Origin of the sequence: Micromonospora sp. CCTCC AA 2012012 (assembly GCF_040499845.1) — a bacterium.
GTDB classification, from domain to species: Bacteria; Actinomycetota; Actinomycetes; order Mycobacteriales; family Micromonosporaceae; genus Micromonospora; species Micromonospora mangrovi.
In genome coordinates, this window is record NZ_CP159342.1 from 5,592,483 (window position 1) to 5,606,971 (window position 14,489).

16 protein-coding genes are annotated in these 14,489 nt (G+C 74.6%); 7 read left to right on the top strand and 9 right to left on the bottom strand.

The features are described from left to right. Positions 1 to 51 precede the first annotated feature (51 nt). Positions 52 to 2,088 carry an aminotransferase class I/II-fold pyridoxal phosphate-dependent enzyme gene (locus ABUL08_RS25120; protein ID WP_350932440.1) on the top strand — a complete coding sequence of 679 codons (2,037 nt, stop codon included), beginning with the start codon at positions 52 to 54 and terminating at the stop codon, positions 2,086 to 2,088. Positions 2,089 to 2,111: 23 nt separating this feature from the next. On the opposite strand, the gene ABUL08_RS25125 is transcribed toward ABUL08_RS25120, so the two are convergent. The 7 genes from ABUL08_RS25125 to ABUL08_RS25155 form a co-directional block, all read right to left on the bottom strand. After that, positions 2,112 to 2,882: a class I SAM-dependent methyltransferase gene (locus tag ABUL08_RS25125; RefSeq protein ID WP_350932441.1), complete on the bottom strand. Its 771-nt coding sequence runs from the start codon at positions 2,880 to 2,882 to the stop codon at positions 2,112 to 2,114. A gap of 4 nt (positions 2,883 to 2,886) precedes the next feature. Continuing rightward, the gene (locus ABUL08_RS25130) at positions 2,887 to 3,960 is read right to left on the bottom strand and encodes a radical SAM protein (protein WP_350932442.1); all 1,074 of its coding nucleotides are present in this window, start codon (positions 3,958 to 3,960) and stop codon (positions 2,887 to 2,889) included. A gap of 28 nt (positions 3,961 to 3,988) precedes the next feature. After that, on the bottom strand, positions 3,989 to 4,771 hold the full coding sequence (locus ABUL08_RS25135) for a class I SAM-dependent methyltransferase (RefSeq protein ID WP_350932443.1): 783 nt from the start codon (positions 4,769 to 4,771) through the stop codon (positions 3,989 to 3,991). Continuing rightward, positions 4,768 to 5,262 (bottom strand): hypothetical protein, encoded by a 495-nt coding sequence (locus ABUL08_RS25140; protein WP_350932444.1) that lies wholly within the window; start codon positions 5,260 to 5,262, stop codon positions 4,768 to 4,770. The genes ABUL08_RS25135 and ABUL08_RS25140 overlap by 4 nt, the downstream gene beginning before the upstream one ends. Before the next feature lie 2 nt (positions 5,263 to 5,264). After that, positions 5,265 to 5,726: a glycosyltransferase gene (locus ABUL08_RS25145; RefSeq protein ID WP_350932445.1), complete on the bottom strand. Its 462-nt coding sequence runs from the start codon at positions 5,724 to 5,726 to the stop codon at positions 5,265 to 5,267. Between the two features lie 65 nt (positions 5,727 to 5,791). Continuing rightward, the gene (locus ABUL08_RS25150; protein ID WP_350932446.1) at positions 5,792 to 6,535 is read right to left on the bottom strand and encodes a metallophosphoesterase family protein; all 744 of its coding nucleotides are present in this window, start codon (positions 6,533 to 6,535) and stop codon (positions 5,792 to 5,794) included. Between the two features lie 111 nt (positions 6,536 to 6,646). Beyond that, the gene (locus tag ABUL08_RS25155; protein WP_007466162.1) at positions 6,647 to 7,324 is read right to left on the bottom strand and encodes a Crp/Fnr family transcriptional regulator; all 678 of its coding nucleotides are present in this window, start codon (positions 7,322 to 7,324) and stop codon (positions 6,647 to 6,649) included. Positions 7,325 to 7,467: 143 nt separating this feature from the next. Here ABUL08_RS25155 and ABUL08_RS25160 point away from each other — a divergent pair, with 143 nt between their 5' ends. From ABUL08_RS25160 to ABUL08_RS25185, 6 genes are all read left to right on the top strand, one after another. After that, positions 7,468 to 8,130 carry an adenosylcobinamide amidohydrolase gene (locus ABUL08_RS25160; protein ID WP_350932447.1) on the top strand — a complete coding sequence of 221 codons (663 nt, stop codon included), beginning with the start codon at positions 7,468 to 7,470 and terminating at the stop codon, positions 8,128 to 8,130. An 88-nt stretch (positions 8,131 to 8,218) separates the two neighbouring features. Further along, positions 8,219 to 9,406, top strand: coding sequence for a CapA family protein (locus ABUL08_RS25165; protein ID WP_350932449.1), 1,188 nt, complete (start codon positions 8,219 to 8,221; stop codon positions 9,404 to 9,406). A gap of 52 nt (positions 9,407 to 9,458) precedes the next feature. Then, positions 9,459 to 10,238 (top strand): endonuclease III, encoded by a 780-nt coding sequence (gene nth / locus ABUL08_RS25170; protein ID WP_350932450.1) that lies wholly within the window; start codon positions 9,459 to 9,461, stop codon positions 10,236 to 10,238. Further along, positions 10,235 to 10,840: a TlpA family protein disulfide reductase gene (locus tag ABUL08_RS25175; protein WP_350932451.1), complete on the top strand. Its 606-nt coding sequence runs from the start codon at positions 10,235 to 10,237 to the stop codon at positions 10,838 to 10,840. Before nth ends, ABUL08_RS25175 begins: the two co-directional genes overlap by 4 nt. Before the next feature lie 58 nt (positions 10,841 to 10,898). Continuing rightward, positions 10,899 to 11,591 carry an NUDIX hydrolase gene (locus tag ABUL08_RS25180; protein WP_350932452.1) on the top strand — a complete coding sequence of 231 codons (693 nt, stop codon included), beginning with the start codon at positions 10,899 to 10,901 and terminating at the stop codon, positions 11,589 to 11,591. A 63-nt stretch (positions 11,592 to 11,654) separates the two neighbouring features. Further along, entirely contained in the window at positions 11,655 to 12,833 is a 1,179-nt protein-coding gene (locus ABUL08_RS25185; protein ID WP_350932454.1) for a MarP family serine protease, read from the top strand. A gap of 60 nt (positions 12,834 to 12,893) precedes the next feature. Here ABUL08_RS25185 and ABUL08_RS25190 read toward each other — a convergent pair whose 3' ends face one another. Continuing rightward, complete coding sequence (locus ABUL08_RS25190) at positions 12,894 to 13,619, bottom strand: phosphatase PAP2 family protein (RefSeq protein ID WP_350932455.1); 726 nt, start codon at positions 13,617 to 13,619, stop codon at positions 12,894 to 12,896. Positions 13,620 to 13,649: 30 nt separating this feature from the next. Further along, the gene (locus ABUL08_RS25195; RefSeq protein ID WP_350932456.1) at positions 13,650 to 14,462 is read right to left on the bottom strand and encodes a phosphatase PAP2 family protein; all 813 of its coding nucleotides are present in this window, start codon (positions 14,460 to 14,462) and stop codon (positions 13,650 to 13,652) included. Between the last annotated feature and the right edge of the window lie 27 nt (positions 14,463 to 14,489).

Below are 14,489 nucleotides of genomic sequence, written 5' to 3' on the forward strand. Positions count from 1 at the left end.
TCGGGCGGGCCCTTTCCGCGATACTGTCCTCCGTTCACGGGGAGGCACGACATGGATGAATTCGTGCTGGTCGGCGGGTCCGGTTTCCTGGGCACGGCGACCGCCGAGGCACTGCGGGCGGCCGGTGCGCGGGTGACCACGGTGGACCGGCACCCGCCGGCCCGGACGTCCGCCGGCGGTCCCGACTGGCTCCGCGCCGACCTGCTGGTCGACGACCCGCCCGAGCTGCCGCCCGGACTCGTCGTGGTGCTGCTCGGCGCGAGCGACCCGCGCCCCCGCCGCCCCTGGACGCTGCCACTGGAGAACGCGATCAGCACCGCCCGGCTGCTGCCCCGGCTCACCGGGCGACAGGTCGTGCTCACCTCCTCCGTCGAGGTCTACGGCGCCGCGGCCGGCCCGCTGACCGAGGAGACCCCGCCCGGGCTGCCGTGGACCGTCGAGGAACTCGACCGCTGGTGCGTCCGGGCCCGCGAGCTGGCCCGGACGCCCTGCCCGCCCTGGCGGGCCGCCCCGCTGGCCCGGGAACTGGCCGACGCCGATCCCACCGGCCGGTGGACGTACGCGCTGGCGAAGCTCGCCCAGGAACGGCTCGTCGCCGACGCGGTCGACCCCGCCCGGCTCACGGTGCTCCGGCTCGCGAACGTCTTCGGCGTCGGGCAGGACCGGGTCGTCACCCGGCTGGCCCGCCGGGCCCGGCAGGGGCTGCCGCTGCCGGTCACCGCGGAGACCGTACGCAGCTTCCTCCCCGCCGACGCCCTGGCCCGGATGCTGCTCGACGGGATCGATCCCGGGGTCTGGAACGTCGGCGGTGAGCCGGTGCCGCTGGCCGACCTCGCCACCGGGCTCCGCGACCTGTGCGGCTCGTCGTCCCCGCTGGTCACCATGCCCCGCCGGACGCCGGACAGCTCCGGCCTGGTGGTCACCGACCGGCTCGCCGCCGCCGGGCACCGGATCGGCCCGCTCCGCCCGCACCTGGCGAAGCTGGTCGCCGAGCTGGACGACGAACCGGCGCCGCTGTTCCGGCCGCCGCTGCCGGTCGTCGTACCGCCGCCACCGGCGCAGCCCGACCTGGTGGCGGCCCGCCAGCAGGAGGCGCTGCTCAGCGGCGAGGTCAAGCACGGCAACCGGTGGACCCGGGAGCTGACCGAACGACTCGGCAAGGAGCTGGAACTCGACGACGAGCACCGGGTGCTGGTCACCGCCTCGGGCACCGCCGCGCTGCGGATCATGGTGGCCGCCACCGTCGGCCCGGCCCGCCCCGGCGACGTGGCGGTGCTGCCGTCGTACACCTTCCCGGCCACCGCCGAGATCCTGGTCCAACTCGGGTACGCGCTGCGCTTCGTCGACGTGGACGCGGTGACCTGGACGCTGGACCCGGTGGGCGTCGCGGCGGCGATCGACCGGGGCGGGGTACGGCTGGTGCTCGCCGTCGACACCTTCGGCAACCCGTGCGACTATCCGGCGCTGCGGGCGGTCTGCGAGCCCGCCGGGGTGGCGCTGCTGGCCGACTCCGCCGCCGCCCTCGGCAGCCTGCACCAGGGGCGACCGGTGGCGCAGCAGGCGCTGGCCCACTCGTACTCGATGAGCTTCGCCAAGGTGGTCTCGGCCGGCGGGGCCGGCGGCGCGCTGGTGCTGCCCGCCGACGCCGCCGAGACGGTGCTCGCCTCGCCGGCCGGCTGGACCCGCTCCGAGCTGATGAGCGAGCTGCCCGCCGTCGTCGCGGTCGACCAGCTCGCCGAGCTGGACACGCTGGTCCGGTGCCGGGCCGAGGTGGCCGAGGTGTACGCGGCCGCCGCCCGCACCCTGCCGGTGCGGTTCCAGCAGGTCCGCCCCGGCGACCGGCACTGCTGGGTGCACTGGGTGGCCCTGCTCGCCGACCGGGACCGGGTGGGCAGGGAGCTGGCCGCCCTCGGCGTGCAGACCAAGCCCTACTTCGCGGCGGTCCACCGGGGCCCGCTGGGCGGCGGTGAGCACCTGCCGGTGACCGAGCGGCTCGACGCCGAGGCACTCGCCCTGCCGATGTCGTCGGAACTCACCGTGGAACAGGCGGAACGGGTCGTCGCCGCGCTACGCCACTGCCTGCGCTGAGCCGGCCGGCGCGGCCCGGGCGGTCAGGTCGGAGGGCGGCGGCCGGTCACCAGGAGTTGCTTGCCGGCGTCGGCGAGGACCGGCTCGTCGCCCAGCCGACGCTCCACCGCCAGCAGTGCGTTCCGGTCGGTCGCCAGCCGCCCGGTCAGCCCCGCCCGGCCCAGCGGCGCGGCGCTGACCAGCAGGCCGGCGCTGCGCACCCCGACCAGGCCGGCGGCGGCGAACGCGGCCTCCAACCGGGCCCGGTCCAGCAGGTGCAGGTCGGCGGCGTGCCCCGCGGAGCGCCACACGCCCCGCCGCCGGGCCAGCCGCTCCAGCGCCTCGTCGTGCCGGCCGACACCCAGCAGTTCCAGCACCAGGCCCATCAGCGAGTCGACCAGCACGGCCAGCACGCCGCCCGGGCGCAGCCAGCCGGCCAGGTGCGCCACCGCCCGCTCCGGGTCGGCGGTGTACTGGAGGGAACCCATCGCCAGCACCGCGCCGGCCGTGGCGGGCAACGTCACCTCCGTCATCGAGCCCTCGACCAGAGTGAAGCCGGGACCGGGCGGGCGGCGGCGCAGCTCGGCGACCATCCCCGGCGCCTGCTCCACGCCGGTGACCGGGTGGCCGAGGTCGAGCAGCCGGCGCGCCCAGCGGCCCACCCCGCAGCCCGCGTCCACCACCGGACCGTCCGGCGGCAGCAGTGCCGCCACCCGCTCCCAGGCCAGGTCGTCGTACGCGCGCCGGTGCGGCACCGCGAAGTGCTCCTCGTAGCCGGGGGCCAGCGCGTCGTAGAGCGGCTGGCTCGGGCGCATCGGCTCAGACAAGGCTGCGCCGACCGCGTCGCCACTGCCGGTCGGCCAGGTAGGTGCCCGGTCGCCAGCGCAGGTTGAGGCTGTAGTTGCTGCCGCAGCCGACGCACTCCTTGCGGAACAGCCGCTCGTGCTCGGCGCGGTATTCCGGGGCGTCGACGATCTCGGCGATCGGGCGCTGGCGTACCGACGCGGTCGGGTCGTGCGCCCAGCAGCCGCCGATCTCACCCCGGGAGTGGATCATCAGCTTGAGCTGCGACTCGGCGCAGGGCAGGTCGCGTTGCAGCAGGTCGTCGAAGTGCCCGCGCAGGTACCGCAGCTCCGAGTAGCGGGGCAGCCAGCGCCGGTCGGCCCGGGCCATCGCCTCCAGCTGCGCCAGCGCCGCGTCGAGCCGGTCACCGGCCACCTCGGTCTGCCCGGTGACCGCCTCGGTGCGGAACAGGAACGTCCGATCGGTGACCAGGTTGAGATAGAGCGTCACGCCCAGCTCCTGGGCCAGCGCCGCGATGCCGGGCAGGCTCTCCACGTTGTCCCGCATCACGGTGAAGTTCATCCGTACCTTCAGGCCGAGCCGGTCGCGCTGCGCGATCAGGTTCCGCAGGTGCCGGGTGGTCGTGTCGAAGGCGCCGAGCCGACCCCGGATCCGGTCGTGCACCAGGGCCGTCGGGCCGTCGACCGAGACGTTGAAGCTGCGTACGCCCGCGGCGAAGACCTGCTTCAGCACGACCGGGGTGAGCCGGATGCCGTTGGTGTTCAGGTGCAGGTGACGCACCCCCACCTTCCGGGCGTACGCCATCAGCTCCAGCGCGTCCGGCCGGATCAGCGGCTCCCCGCCGGTGAAGTTGACCTTGTGGATGCGCAGCGCGACGAGCTGGCGCAGCACGTCCCGCCACTCCTCGGTGGAGAGCTCGCCCTTGGTGTTGCTGGTCCAGCAGCCGCAGCTCGTGCAGCGCAGGTTGCAGTTGTCGGTGAGGAACAGCTCGGCGACCAGCGGCCGGACGTGCAGCCGGGGCGCGACCCGCTCCTTGACGGCGAGCCGGCCGAAGAACCAGGCCAGCCGCGCGGTGTCGGTGACGCTCACGGCAGCCTCCGGGAGGTGTGGACGGTGCTCACGGCAGCCGCCGGGCGGCGACGAAGAGGTTGGCCGAGCGGAACAGCCGGCCGTCGAGGTGGATGCCGCGTTCCAGCAGGCGGCGCAGCGGACCGCCGGTGAGCAGCGCGGGGATCTGCAACCAGCGCCAGAACAGGTTCGCCCCGGTGACCGTGGTCGGCGCGAAGCCCGCCGCGCGCAGCAGGTCGAGCAGGTCGGCCGTGCGGTAGTTGGTGTGCCGGTCCCGGCCGACCGACATGTCCCCGCGCAGGTCGTCGGAGAGGTCGGCGAACCGGCGGTGCCACACCTCGGTGCCGAACCGCCACGAGTAGATCCGGCGGTGCAGCCGGGGGAAGTCGAACTTGGCATTGTCCGGGTCGAGAAAGCTGAAGACGTGCCGGCGCGGCACGGTGAGCACCAGCAGCCCGCCGGGGGCGAGCACCCGGTGCGCCTCGGCGAGCAGCGCCGCCTCGTCGGGCACGTGCTCCAGCACGTCCAGCAGGCTGACCGAGTCGAAGCGGCCGTCCTCGAACGGCAGCGGTCGGCCCACCCGCAGCCGGTGCAGTGGCAGGTCCGGGTGGCGGGCGGCCAGCCCGGCGAGGTAGCCGGGGTGCGGGTCGGCGCCCTCGCAGGCCGGGCCGCCCTGTTGGTGCAGCACGGCGAGGAAGTCGCCGGGACCGCAGCCCAGGTCGAGGTGCCGGCCGGTACGACCGGCGAGGTGCGCCCAGGCGAAGGCGTACCGGCGCAGCGGGTGGGTGGCGAAGGGCGACCGGCGGGTCAGCTCGGCGGCGGCCCGGCTCATCGGACCAGCCGGGCGCAGAGCGCGTCCAGGGTGTCGACCAGCCGCTGGTCGTCGACCGCGCCGGGCAGCGGGCGTTCGGCGAGCAGCCGACGCTGCTCGGCGGAGTGCGCGGCCACCACGGCCGGCAGGTCGGCCACGTCCCACACGGCGAGCACCCGGCCCGAGCGCTCCTCCTCGCGCAGGTACGCCACCTGGTGGTCGTTGCCCATCTCGCCCCGCGCCGCCTCCCGGGCCACCGCGACCGGCACCCGACCGAGCCGCTGGACCAGACGTACGGTGTTCCCGGCGTGGGTGATCACCACGTCGGCGCCGGCCAGCCGCTCCCGCAGCTCGTCCAGGGGCAGGAACGCCGCGTGCGGGCAGGGCGGCACCACGGTCGAGGTGCCGGTCTGGACGAACACCTCGTGCGCGGCGCAGAGCGGCGCGACGGCACCGACCAGCCGGTCGAACGGCCACGGCCCCATGCCGACGGTCACCAGGACACGTGCCACGGTCAGTACAGCTCCCCGATGAGCACCGCGCGGGGCCGGGTGGCCAGCAGGGCCGGTCGCTGCACCAGCACCGCGGCGGCGAGGCGGGAGCAGAGCCCGGCGGCCGCCCCGGCGGGCCCGGTCATGTTGAACGTCTCCAGCCAGAGCGACGGCACCCGCAGCAGGCGGGCGGCGAGGAAGACGCCGACGGCCACCCCGGTGCCGGCCGACACCACCACGTCGGGCCGCTCCCGGCGCAGCAGCCGCAGCGCCCGCCAGGTCGCCGGCAGCACCCGCAGCCGGGTCCGGGTCGACAGCTCGGGCTGCCAGTGCACCCGCTGCCCGGCCAGCGCCACCTCGGTGTCGGGGGCACGGACCGCCACCCAGACCGGGTCGTGCCGCTCCCACCAGGGGCGGAGCGCGAGCAGGTCCAACAGGACACCACCGCTGCTGGAGACGAGAAGCACCCGGTAGCGGCGGCCCATCCGGCCACGCTATCGCAGAGTGGCGGATCAGGATGTCCCCTGTTCCACCGTGGACGATCAGGAGGTCAGCGGCCGTCGCCGGGGCCGAAGACGGCGAGCGCGTCGAGGTCGCTGTGGCGGGAGCGGAGGTATTCGTCGGCCCACTCGGCGGCGCCCGGGAACCCCGACCCGGCCGCCACCCGGGCGCAGGCGGCGTCCACGTCGAACCGGGTCCGGCGCAGCTGCACCCCCGGCCCGAGCAGCGCCCACCAGGCCCCCGCCCCGCCGTACGGCATCCCGACGCTGCCCGGGTTGACCACGAGGCGGCGGTCGACCAGGCGGGTGAACGGCATGTGGGTGTGCCCGCAGACCACCGTGCCGACCTCGGCGGGCAGCCCGGCGAACACCTCCGCCCAGCGTTCCGGCCGGGAGTCCACCAGCACCAGCTCCTCGTCGTCCCGGGGAGTGGCGTGGCAGAAGAGCACCTCGCCCAGCCCGGCGACCGGCAGGGTGACGGTCGGCGGCAGCGCCGCCAGCCGGGCGAGCTGGTCGTCGCGGAGCTGCGTGGCGGCCCAGTTCGAGACCTCGATCGCGGCGGGCTTCCCGGTGCGCGCCTCGACCAGTTCGCGCTCGCAGTTCCCGCCCACCCAGCGGGCGCGCTCGCCGAGCCCGGCCAGCAGGTCCAGCACCTCGACCGGCTGCGGGCCGGTGGCGATGTCGCCGGTCAGCACGATCAGGTCGGCGGCGGCCACGTCCGGCTCGGCCAGGACGGCCTCCAGCGCGGGCAGCGCACCGTGGATGTCGGAGAGGACGGCGACACGTGCGAACATCAGCCCACCGTGCCCCGCCGGCCGCCGCCCGTCGAGAGGGTTCTGCACCGGGCAGAAACAGCGACGGGGACCAGCCCCGGAGGGCGGTCCCCGTCGACGTCCGGCGGTCGGTCAGACCCGCGCGCGGCGGGCCAGTCGCTCCGGGTCGAGGATGATGATGCTCTTGCCGTCCAGCCGCAGCCACCCGCGGGAGGCGAAGTCGGCCAGCGCCTTGTTGACCGTCTCCCGAGAGGCGCCGACGAGCTGGGCGATCTCCTCCTGGGTGAGGTCGTGGGTCACCCGCAGCACGCCGCCGTCGCGGGTGCCGAAGCGGCCGGCCATCTGGAGCAGGTTCTTGGCGACCCGGCCCGGCACGTCGGTGAAGATCAGGTCGGCCAGCGAGTCGTTGGTCCGGCGCAGCCGACGGGCCAGCACCCGCAGCAGCTGCTCGGCGATCTCGGGACGGTTGTTCAGCCACGGGCGCAGCGCCTGCTTGCGCAGCCGCACCAGGCGGGTGTCGGTCACCGCCGTCGCCGTCGCCGTACGCGGACCGGGATCGAAGAGCGACAGCTCGCCGACCATGTCCGAAGGGCCCATCACGGCGATCAGGTTCTGCCGGCCGTCGGCGGCGCGACGACCAACCTTGATCTTGCCGGACAGGAGGATGTAGAGACTGTCGCCGGGCTCGCCCTCGTTGAACACGATCTCGCCCTTGCGGACCTCGATCGTCTCCATCTCCTTCGCGAGCGCCTCGGCAGCCTCCGGGTCGACACCCTGGAAAATTCCGCTGCGGGCCAGTACCTCGTCCATGCGCACCTCCGCCAGCGCGTGCCGTCCGTCGGCGGGGTCCGCCGTCCGCTGATCCCCTCGCGCGCAGCCAGTCTAGGCGCACGTGAGCAGGAATCAGAGGTGCACCCCCTATCCTTACCCACCCCGATCGTAGGGTCATCGTCGTGCTGAACGAGCCGATCCTGACCACCCGGTACGAGGACGGGTGGAACGTGCCGCTGCTGGTCTGGCGTGCCGACGCGCCGCTACGGGCGGTCAGCTCCGCCCCGCTGGGCGGCGGCGTCGGCGTGCGCGGGTGGGTGGTCAACGCGACGGTCCCGATGTCGTACGACCGGGACGACCCCGCCGCCCACCTGGCCGGACTGGCCGACGGGCTGGGCCTGGTCGGGCCCGGGATCGGCCTGCTCACCGGCGTGGACGTGACCGAGGTGGTGACCCGGAGCGACGCCGGCGTCCGGGTCTGGGCGACCGTCGGGCTCGGCACCCCGGTCTGGGCCGCCGCTGCCGCCCCGGCGCCTCCCGCGCAGCGGGTCGGCACGGTCAACATCGTCGCGTACGTGCCGGCCGCGCTCGGCGACGCCGCCCTGGTCAACGCGGTCGCCACCGCCACCGAGGCGAAGGCGCAGGCGATCTGGGAACTCGGCCTCCCCGCCACCGGCACCCCCACCGACGCGGTCACCGTGCTCTGCCCCGCCACCGGCGACCCCGCCCCGTACGGCGGCCCCCGCTCGACCTGGGGCGCCCCGCTGGCCCGCGCCGTGCATGCCGCCGTGCTCGCGGGCGGTGCCGGCACCGTCGTCCCCTGGTCCGATCGACGGGCGCGCTGAGCCGACCGGTCCGCCCGGCAGAACCGGACGGATGTTCCGACCGATCGGCCGTCGTCCGGGCGTTTCCCGCCGGGTAGCGTCGCGGACGATGTACTCTTCCGCCCGCTCCGTGCCCCGTACCCGTAGTCGGCTCGCCGCCCTGTGCGGCGCCCTGCTCGTCGCGCTCCTGGCGGCGGGCTGTGGCAGCGACGACCCGGCCGACCCGGTCTGGCGGCCCGCCGGGGGCGGCGGCTCGACCGGCGCGGCCGGCCCCACCGGCACCGGCACCGGCACCGACGGCACGGTCGAGCAGGCCGGCGAGTCCGGCGGGACCGGGAAGACGATCTCCCTCGCCGCCACCGGTGACGTGATCATGGGCAACGCGCCGAAGCGGCTCCCGCCGAACGCCGGCAAGGGCTTCTTCGACCAGGTCAAGAGCGCCCTCGACGCCGATCTGGTGATGGGCAACCTGGAGGAGCCGCTCACCGACGACACCGGTGCCGGCAAGTGCGGGCCCACCCCGAAGAACTGCTACCAGTTCCGCGCGCCCCCCGGCTACGCGGCGCACCTGCGCGACGCCGGCTTCGACCTGCTCAACCAGGCCAACAACCACGGCTACGACTACGGCCCGCAGGGCTACGAGAACACCCAGAGCGCCCTGGAGGGCCACGGCCTCAAGCACACCGGGGCACCGGGCGAGATCACCGTGGTCGACGTGGCGGGGATCAAGGTCGCGGTGGTCGGCTTCTCGTCGTACCCGTGGTCGAACAGCCTCACCGACATCCAGGCCGCCAAGCAGGTGATCACCATGGCCACCGGGATGGCCGAGGTGGTCGTGGTGCAGGTGCACATGGGCGCCGAGGGCGCCGACCAGAGCCGGGTCAAGCCGGGCACCGAGATGTTCTTCGGCGAGAACCGGGGCGACCCGGTCCGCTTCTCGCACGCCGTGATCGACGCCGGGGCCGACCTGGTCATCGGGCACGGCCCGCACGTGCTGCGCGGCATGGAGGTCTACCAGGGGCGACTGATCGCGTACAGCCTGGGCAACTTCTCCGGCGGCGGGAAGTCGTTGCAGTCCACCGGTCGGCTCGGCTGGGGCGGCGTGCTGAAGGTCGCCCTCAAGCCCGACGGCAGCTTCGTCGAGGGCACCTTCACCTCCACCGCGATGAACGGCGTCGGCCGGCCCTCGATCGACCCGGCCGGCAAGGGCCTCGGGCTGATCCGCGAGGTCAGCGCGGCGGACTTCCCGCAGACCGGGGCGCAGTTCGACACCGCCGGCCGGATCACCGCTCGCTGAGCCGGCGCGTGGCCCCGCCGGAGCGTCGGCCCCGCGACGTAGGCTGGCCGACGTGACCGCCAGCTCCCCCGAGACCGACCTCGGCCGTACGCGCCGCGCCCGGCGGATCGGCCGGGTGCTCACCGAGACGCACCCCGACGCGCACTGTGAACTCGACCACTCCAACGCCTTGGAACTCGCCGTCGCCACCATCCTCTCGGCGCAGTGCACCGACAAGAAGGTCAACGAGGTCACCCCGAAGCTCTTCGCCCGCTACCGCAGCGCCGCCGACTACGCCGGGGCGGACCGGGCCGAGCTGGAGGAGCTGATCCGGCCGACCGGCTTCTTCCGCAACAAGACCAGCTCCCTGATCAACCTCGGCCAGGCCCTCTGCGAGCGCTACGACGGTCAGGTCCCCGGCAAGCTGGTCGACCTGGTGACGCTGCCCGGGATCGGCCGCAAGACCGCCAACGTGATCCTCGGCAACGCCTTCGACGTCCCCGGCATCACCGTCGACACCCACTTCCAGCGGCTGGTGCAGCGCTGGAAGCTGACCACCGAGACCGACCCGGTCAAGATCGAGCACGCCGTCGGCGCGCTCTATCCGAAGCGCGACTGGACGATGCTGTCGCACCGGATCATCTTCCACGGCCGCCGGGTCTGCCACGCCCGCAAGCCCGCCTGCGGGGCGTGCACGCTCGCCAAGCTCTGCCCGTCGTACGGCACCGGACCGACCGAGCCGGTGGCGGCGGCGAAGCTGCTCAAGGGGCCCCGCGCCCGGGACCTCGCCGCGGCCGTCGGGCTCGACCCGGAGCTGGTGCCGCAGCAGGCGGTCGCGGCGGAGGCGCCGTGAACCGCCGACTCGTGGCCCTGCTCGTCCCGGTGCTGCTCGCGGTCGCCGGCTGCACCGCCGGTGAGCAGGAGGAGACCCGACCGGCGGCGACCCGGGCGGAACGCCCCTCCCCGTTCGCCGACTGCGCCACGCTGACCGCCGCGCCGGCCTCGGCCGCGCCGTCGCCGGCCGGCACGCCCGGGCCGGCCCTGCCCGACCTGACCCTCTCCTGCTTCACCGGCGGCGCCCCCGTCGCGGTACGCGCCGTGCGCGGCCCCGCCGTGATCAACGTCTGGGCGTCCTGGTGCCCGCCCTGCCGCAAGGAACTGCCCGCCTTCCAGCGCCTGAGCGAGCGGGCCGGCGGCCGGTTCCAGGTGATCGGGGTGAACAGCCGGGACAGCCGGGGCGGTGCCCAGTCCATCGGCGAGGACTTCGGGGTGCGCTTCCCGATGCTGGTCGACCAGGGCGACGCCTTCGAGCGGGCGCTCAACCGGAACTCCTTCCCGCTGACCCTCTTCGTGGACGGCGACGGCCGGATCCGGCACACCGACGCCACCGGCGCCCTCGACGACGCCCACCTCACCGAGCTGGTGCGCCGGCACCTGGGCGTCGAGGTCCCGTGAGCGCGAGGAGTGAGCCGGTGTTGCGAGCCCCGCAGTCGCGAACGAAGGCGGCCCCGGCATGACCCGGCAGCCGCCACCCTGGCTGGAGCCGCTGCTGGGCCGGCTCGGCACCGCGCGGGTGGAGGACTTCACCCGACTGACCACGCCCGAGAGCGGCGGTCGGGAGAGCGCGGTGCTGGTGCTGCTCGGCGAGGACCCGGGCAACGGGCCCGACGTGCTGGTCCTCCAGCGCGCCGCCACCCTGCGCAACCACGCCGGCCAACCGGCCTTCCCGGGCGGCGCGGCCGACCCGGAGGACGTCGACGCCAGCGCCACCGCGCTGCGCGAGGCGAACGAGGAGGTCGGCCTCGACCCGACCAGCGTCACCGTCCTCGCCGAGCTGCCCCGGCTCTGGATCCCGGTCAGCGACTTCGTGGTCACCCCCGTGCTGGCCTGGTGGCACGCCCCGCACCCGGTGCACCCCCGGGAGCCGGCCGAGGTCGCGCACGTCGCCCGGCTGCCGATCGCCGAACTGGTCGACCCGGAGAACCGGATGCGGGTACGCCATCCGAGCGGCTGGATCGGGCCGGCCTTCTCGGCCCGCGGCATGCTGGTCTGGGGCTTCACCGCCGGCGTGCTGGCCACCCTGCTGGAGATGGGCGGCTGGGCCCGCCCGTGGCCGCGCAACCGGGTGATCGAGCTGCCGCCGACCGGGGCCAGCCCGGCCCCCTCGGCGGGCACCGACGAGGTGGACGAGAGTCCGGTGCGCTGACCTGACGGTCACGTTCCGCGAGCGCTGAGCCGGAGACGCGACGTCTGCCCGTACCCTTGAGCCGTGTCCGCCGTGGATCTCGTTCTGCTCCTGCTCATGCTCGTGTTCGCGATCAGCGGATACCGCCAGGGCTTCGTCATCGGGGCGCTGTCGTTCTCCGGGTTCTTCCTGGGCGCGCTGCTCGGACTCCAGGTCGGCCCGCTGGTCGCCCGGCAGTTCACCGACAGCGGCACCCGGGTGCTGATCTCCCTGGTCGCGATCTTCGGGCTCGCCGTGCTCGGTCAGGCGCTCGCCGGTTGGCTCGGCTCCAACCTGCGGGCCGCGATCACCGACCCGGCCGGGCGGAAGATCGACGACATCGGCGGGGCGTTCATCTCGGTCTTCGCGGTGATGCTGGTGGCCTGGCTGGTGGCGGTGCCGCTCGGCTCGTCGTCGCTGCCGTGGCTGGCCTCGTCGATCCGGAACAGCGCGCTGCTGACCGTGGTCGACCGGGTGCTGCCGGACCAGGCTCAGGAGCTCTCCACCGCGCTGCGGGACACCGTCGACACCAACGGCTTCCCGGACGTCTTCGGCGACCTCGCGCCGACCCGGGCGCGGCAGGTCTCCCCGCCCGACCCGGCGCTGGCCGGCTCGCAGGTGGTGGCGAACAGCCAGCGGTCGGTGGTCAAGGTTTTGGGCTCCGCGCCGAGCTGCGCCCGCCGGATCGAGGGCTCCGGCTTCGTGTACGCGGACGACCGGGTGATGACCAACGCGCACGTCGTCGCCGGCACCCGCTCGGTCGCCGTGGAGCTGCGCGGCCAGCGGTACGACGGTGAGGTCGTCGTCTACGACCCGGAGCGGGACCTGGCCGTGCTGCACGTGCCGGGGCTGCCCGGCCCGTCGCTGCGCTTCGCGGCGGGGCAGGCCGGCAGCGGCGCGGACGCCATCGTGCTCGGCTTCCCCCTCGACGGCCCGTACGACGCCCGCCCGGCCCGGGTGCGGGACGTGGACCGGATCACCGGCCCGGACATCTACTCCTCGGGTGACGTGACCCGGCAGATCTACACCATCCGGGCGCTGGTCCGCAGCGGCAACTCCGGTGGACCGCTGGTCTCGGCGAACGGTCTCGTCCTCGGGGTGATCTTCGCGGCGGCCGCCGACGACCCGAACACCGGCTTCGCGGTCACCGCCGAGGAGGCCCGGCCGGTGGCGCTGGCCGGCGCGGAGCGTACCCGTGGGGTCGGCACCGGCGAGTGCACCTGAGCCTCCGCGCGGACGATCCTGGCAGGGGTGGGCCCGGCCAGGATCCCGGCCAGGGTGGGGTCAGCTCGCGGTGGCGGGGGCGGTGGTCACGTCGTCGCCCGACTTGCCGAGCCCGGGCAGCTTGGCGCGGCCCCAGGTGAGGCTCCGGTCGAGCACCGCCCGCGCCATGATCGCCACGCAGGTGCCGCCGTTGATGAAGGAGGCCACCACGTCGCTCGGGTGGTGCATGCCCCGGTACATCCGGGTGATCGCCACGCCGATCGGCACCAGCACCAGCAGCGTCCACCAGGTGACCTTCGCCGGGGTGCTCTTGGCCCGCAGGGCCAGCAGCACGGCGATGCCGACATAGAGGGCCACCGACGCCGAGGTGTGCCCGGACGGGAAGCTCGACGTGGGCGGCGAGACGTCCATGTGCTCGACGGCCGGGCGGCTGCGGTCGATGACCATCGTGGTGAAGAGGAAGACCAGCGCCTGGGCGGTGACCGCCGCGCAGAGGAAGAGCGGCTCCCGCCAGCGGTGCAGCACCAGCCGCAGCACCAGCGCCACCAGCACCGTCACCACGACGATCAGCTGGGTGCTGGCGAGCGTGCTGAACACCAGGGAGACGTCGTTCCACCCGCCGGTACGGTCGGCCGCCAACTCGCGGTTGACCGTGTCCTCGACGGTGAACGGCCAGGTGTGGGCGAGCACCTTGGTGACCAGGAGACCCAGCCCCACCATGACGGAGAAGAGCAGGGCCACCGGCAGCAGCACCCGCTTGACGACCTGCACCGCGACATCGGACATGGGCCGCGCTTTACCCCACTCGGCCGAGAACTACGCGTGCCCCCGGCGCGCCTCGTCCGGGCCGGGTTCGGCCAGTTCCGGCTCCACCCCTTCCCGGACGGGTCGCGTCGGCCGCCGCCCGGTCCGGCTCCGCCAGGTGGCGAACGCCGCCGAGGTCGCCGCCACCACCGCCACCCCGAGCAGCCAGCCGCCCAGCACGTCGCTGGTCCAGTGCACGCCGAGGGCGATCCGGCTCAGCCCGGTCACCACGGCGATCACCAGTGCCGCGGTCCAGAGGGCCCAGCGCAGCGGCCGCCGGTGCCGGGCGTACGGCAGCAGGACCAGCAGCAGCACCCCCGCGGCGAGGGTGGCGGTGAGCGCGTGCCCGGACGGGAACGAGAAACCGGCGGCCCGCGCCACCGGGTCGAGCAGGTCCGGCCGGTGCCGCCCGACCAGCAGCTTGAGCAGCGCCCCGAGCAGGCCACCCACCACCATCGTGGTGACCGCCCAGAGCGCCAGCCGCCAGGCCCGGCGGAACAGCAGCCAGGCCACCACGACGCCGACCGCGGTGCGCATCGGTCCCGGGCCGAACACGTCGGTCCAGCCGCTCATCAGGCGTACCCAGGCCGGATGGTCGAGGGCGTAGCCGTGCAGGGCGTCGGTCACCGAGGCGTCCAGCCGGAACAGCGGCGGCCAGGCGCCCAGCACCAGCAGGGCGAGCAGGGCGAACGGCACCAGCACCAGGAACGCGGCGACCGACGCGACGGTGAGCCGGAGACCCAGCGAATGCTCCCGGTCGAGGCGGCGGCTGCGCCACGACCCCTCCACCACGGACGCGGAACCGCGCCGACCAGACGTACTCATGGATCCAGCACTACCCAGCGGGCGGGC

Coding starts and splice junctions, on each gene's coding strand:
- ABUL08_RS25145 (WP_350932445.1), bottom strand. CDS start 5,726: ATGGGCCGCCGCTACCGGGTGCTTCTCGTCTCCAGCAGCGGTGGTGTC.
- ABUL08_RS25190 (WP_350932455.1), bottom strand. CDS start 13,619: ATGTCCGATGTCGCGGTGCAGGTCGTCAAGCGGGTGCTGCTGCCGGTG.
- ABUL08_RS25135 (WP_350932443.1), bottom strand. CDS start 4,771: ATGAGCCGGGCCGCCGCCGAGCTGACCCGCCGGTCGCCCTTCGCCACC.
- ABUL08_RS25165 (WP_350932449.1), top strand. CDS start 8,219: ATGTACTCTTCCGCCCGCTCCGTGCCCCGTACCCGTAGTCGGCTCGCC.
- ABUL08_RS25120 (WP_350932440.1), top strand. CDS start 52: ATGGATGAATTCGTGCTGGTCGGCGGGTCCGGTTTCCTGGGCACGGCG.
- ABUL08_RS25125 (WP_350932441.1), bottom strand. CDS start 2,882: ATGCGCCCGAGCCAGCCGCTCTACGACGCGCTGGCCCCCGGCTACGAG.
- ABUL08_RS25195 (WP_350932456.1), bottom strand. CDS start 14,462: ATGAGTACGTCTGGTCGGCGCGGTTCCGCGTCCGTGGTGGAGGGGTCG.
- ABUL08_RS25180 (WP_350932452.1), top strand. CDS start 10,899: ATGACCCGGCAGCCGCCACCCTGGCTGGAGCCGCTGCTGGGCCGGCTC.
- ABUL08_RS25150 (WP_350932446.1), bottom strand. CDS start 6,535: ATGTTCGCACGTGTCGCCGTCCTCTCCGACATCCACGGTGCGCTGCCC.
- ABUL08_RS25155 (WP_007466162.1), bottom strand. CDS start 7,324: ATGGACGAGGTACTGGCCCGCAGCGGAATTTTCCAGGGTGTCGACCCG.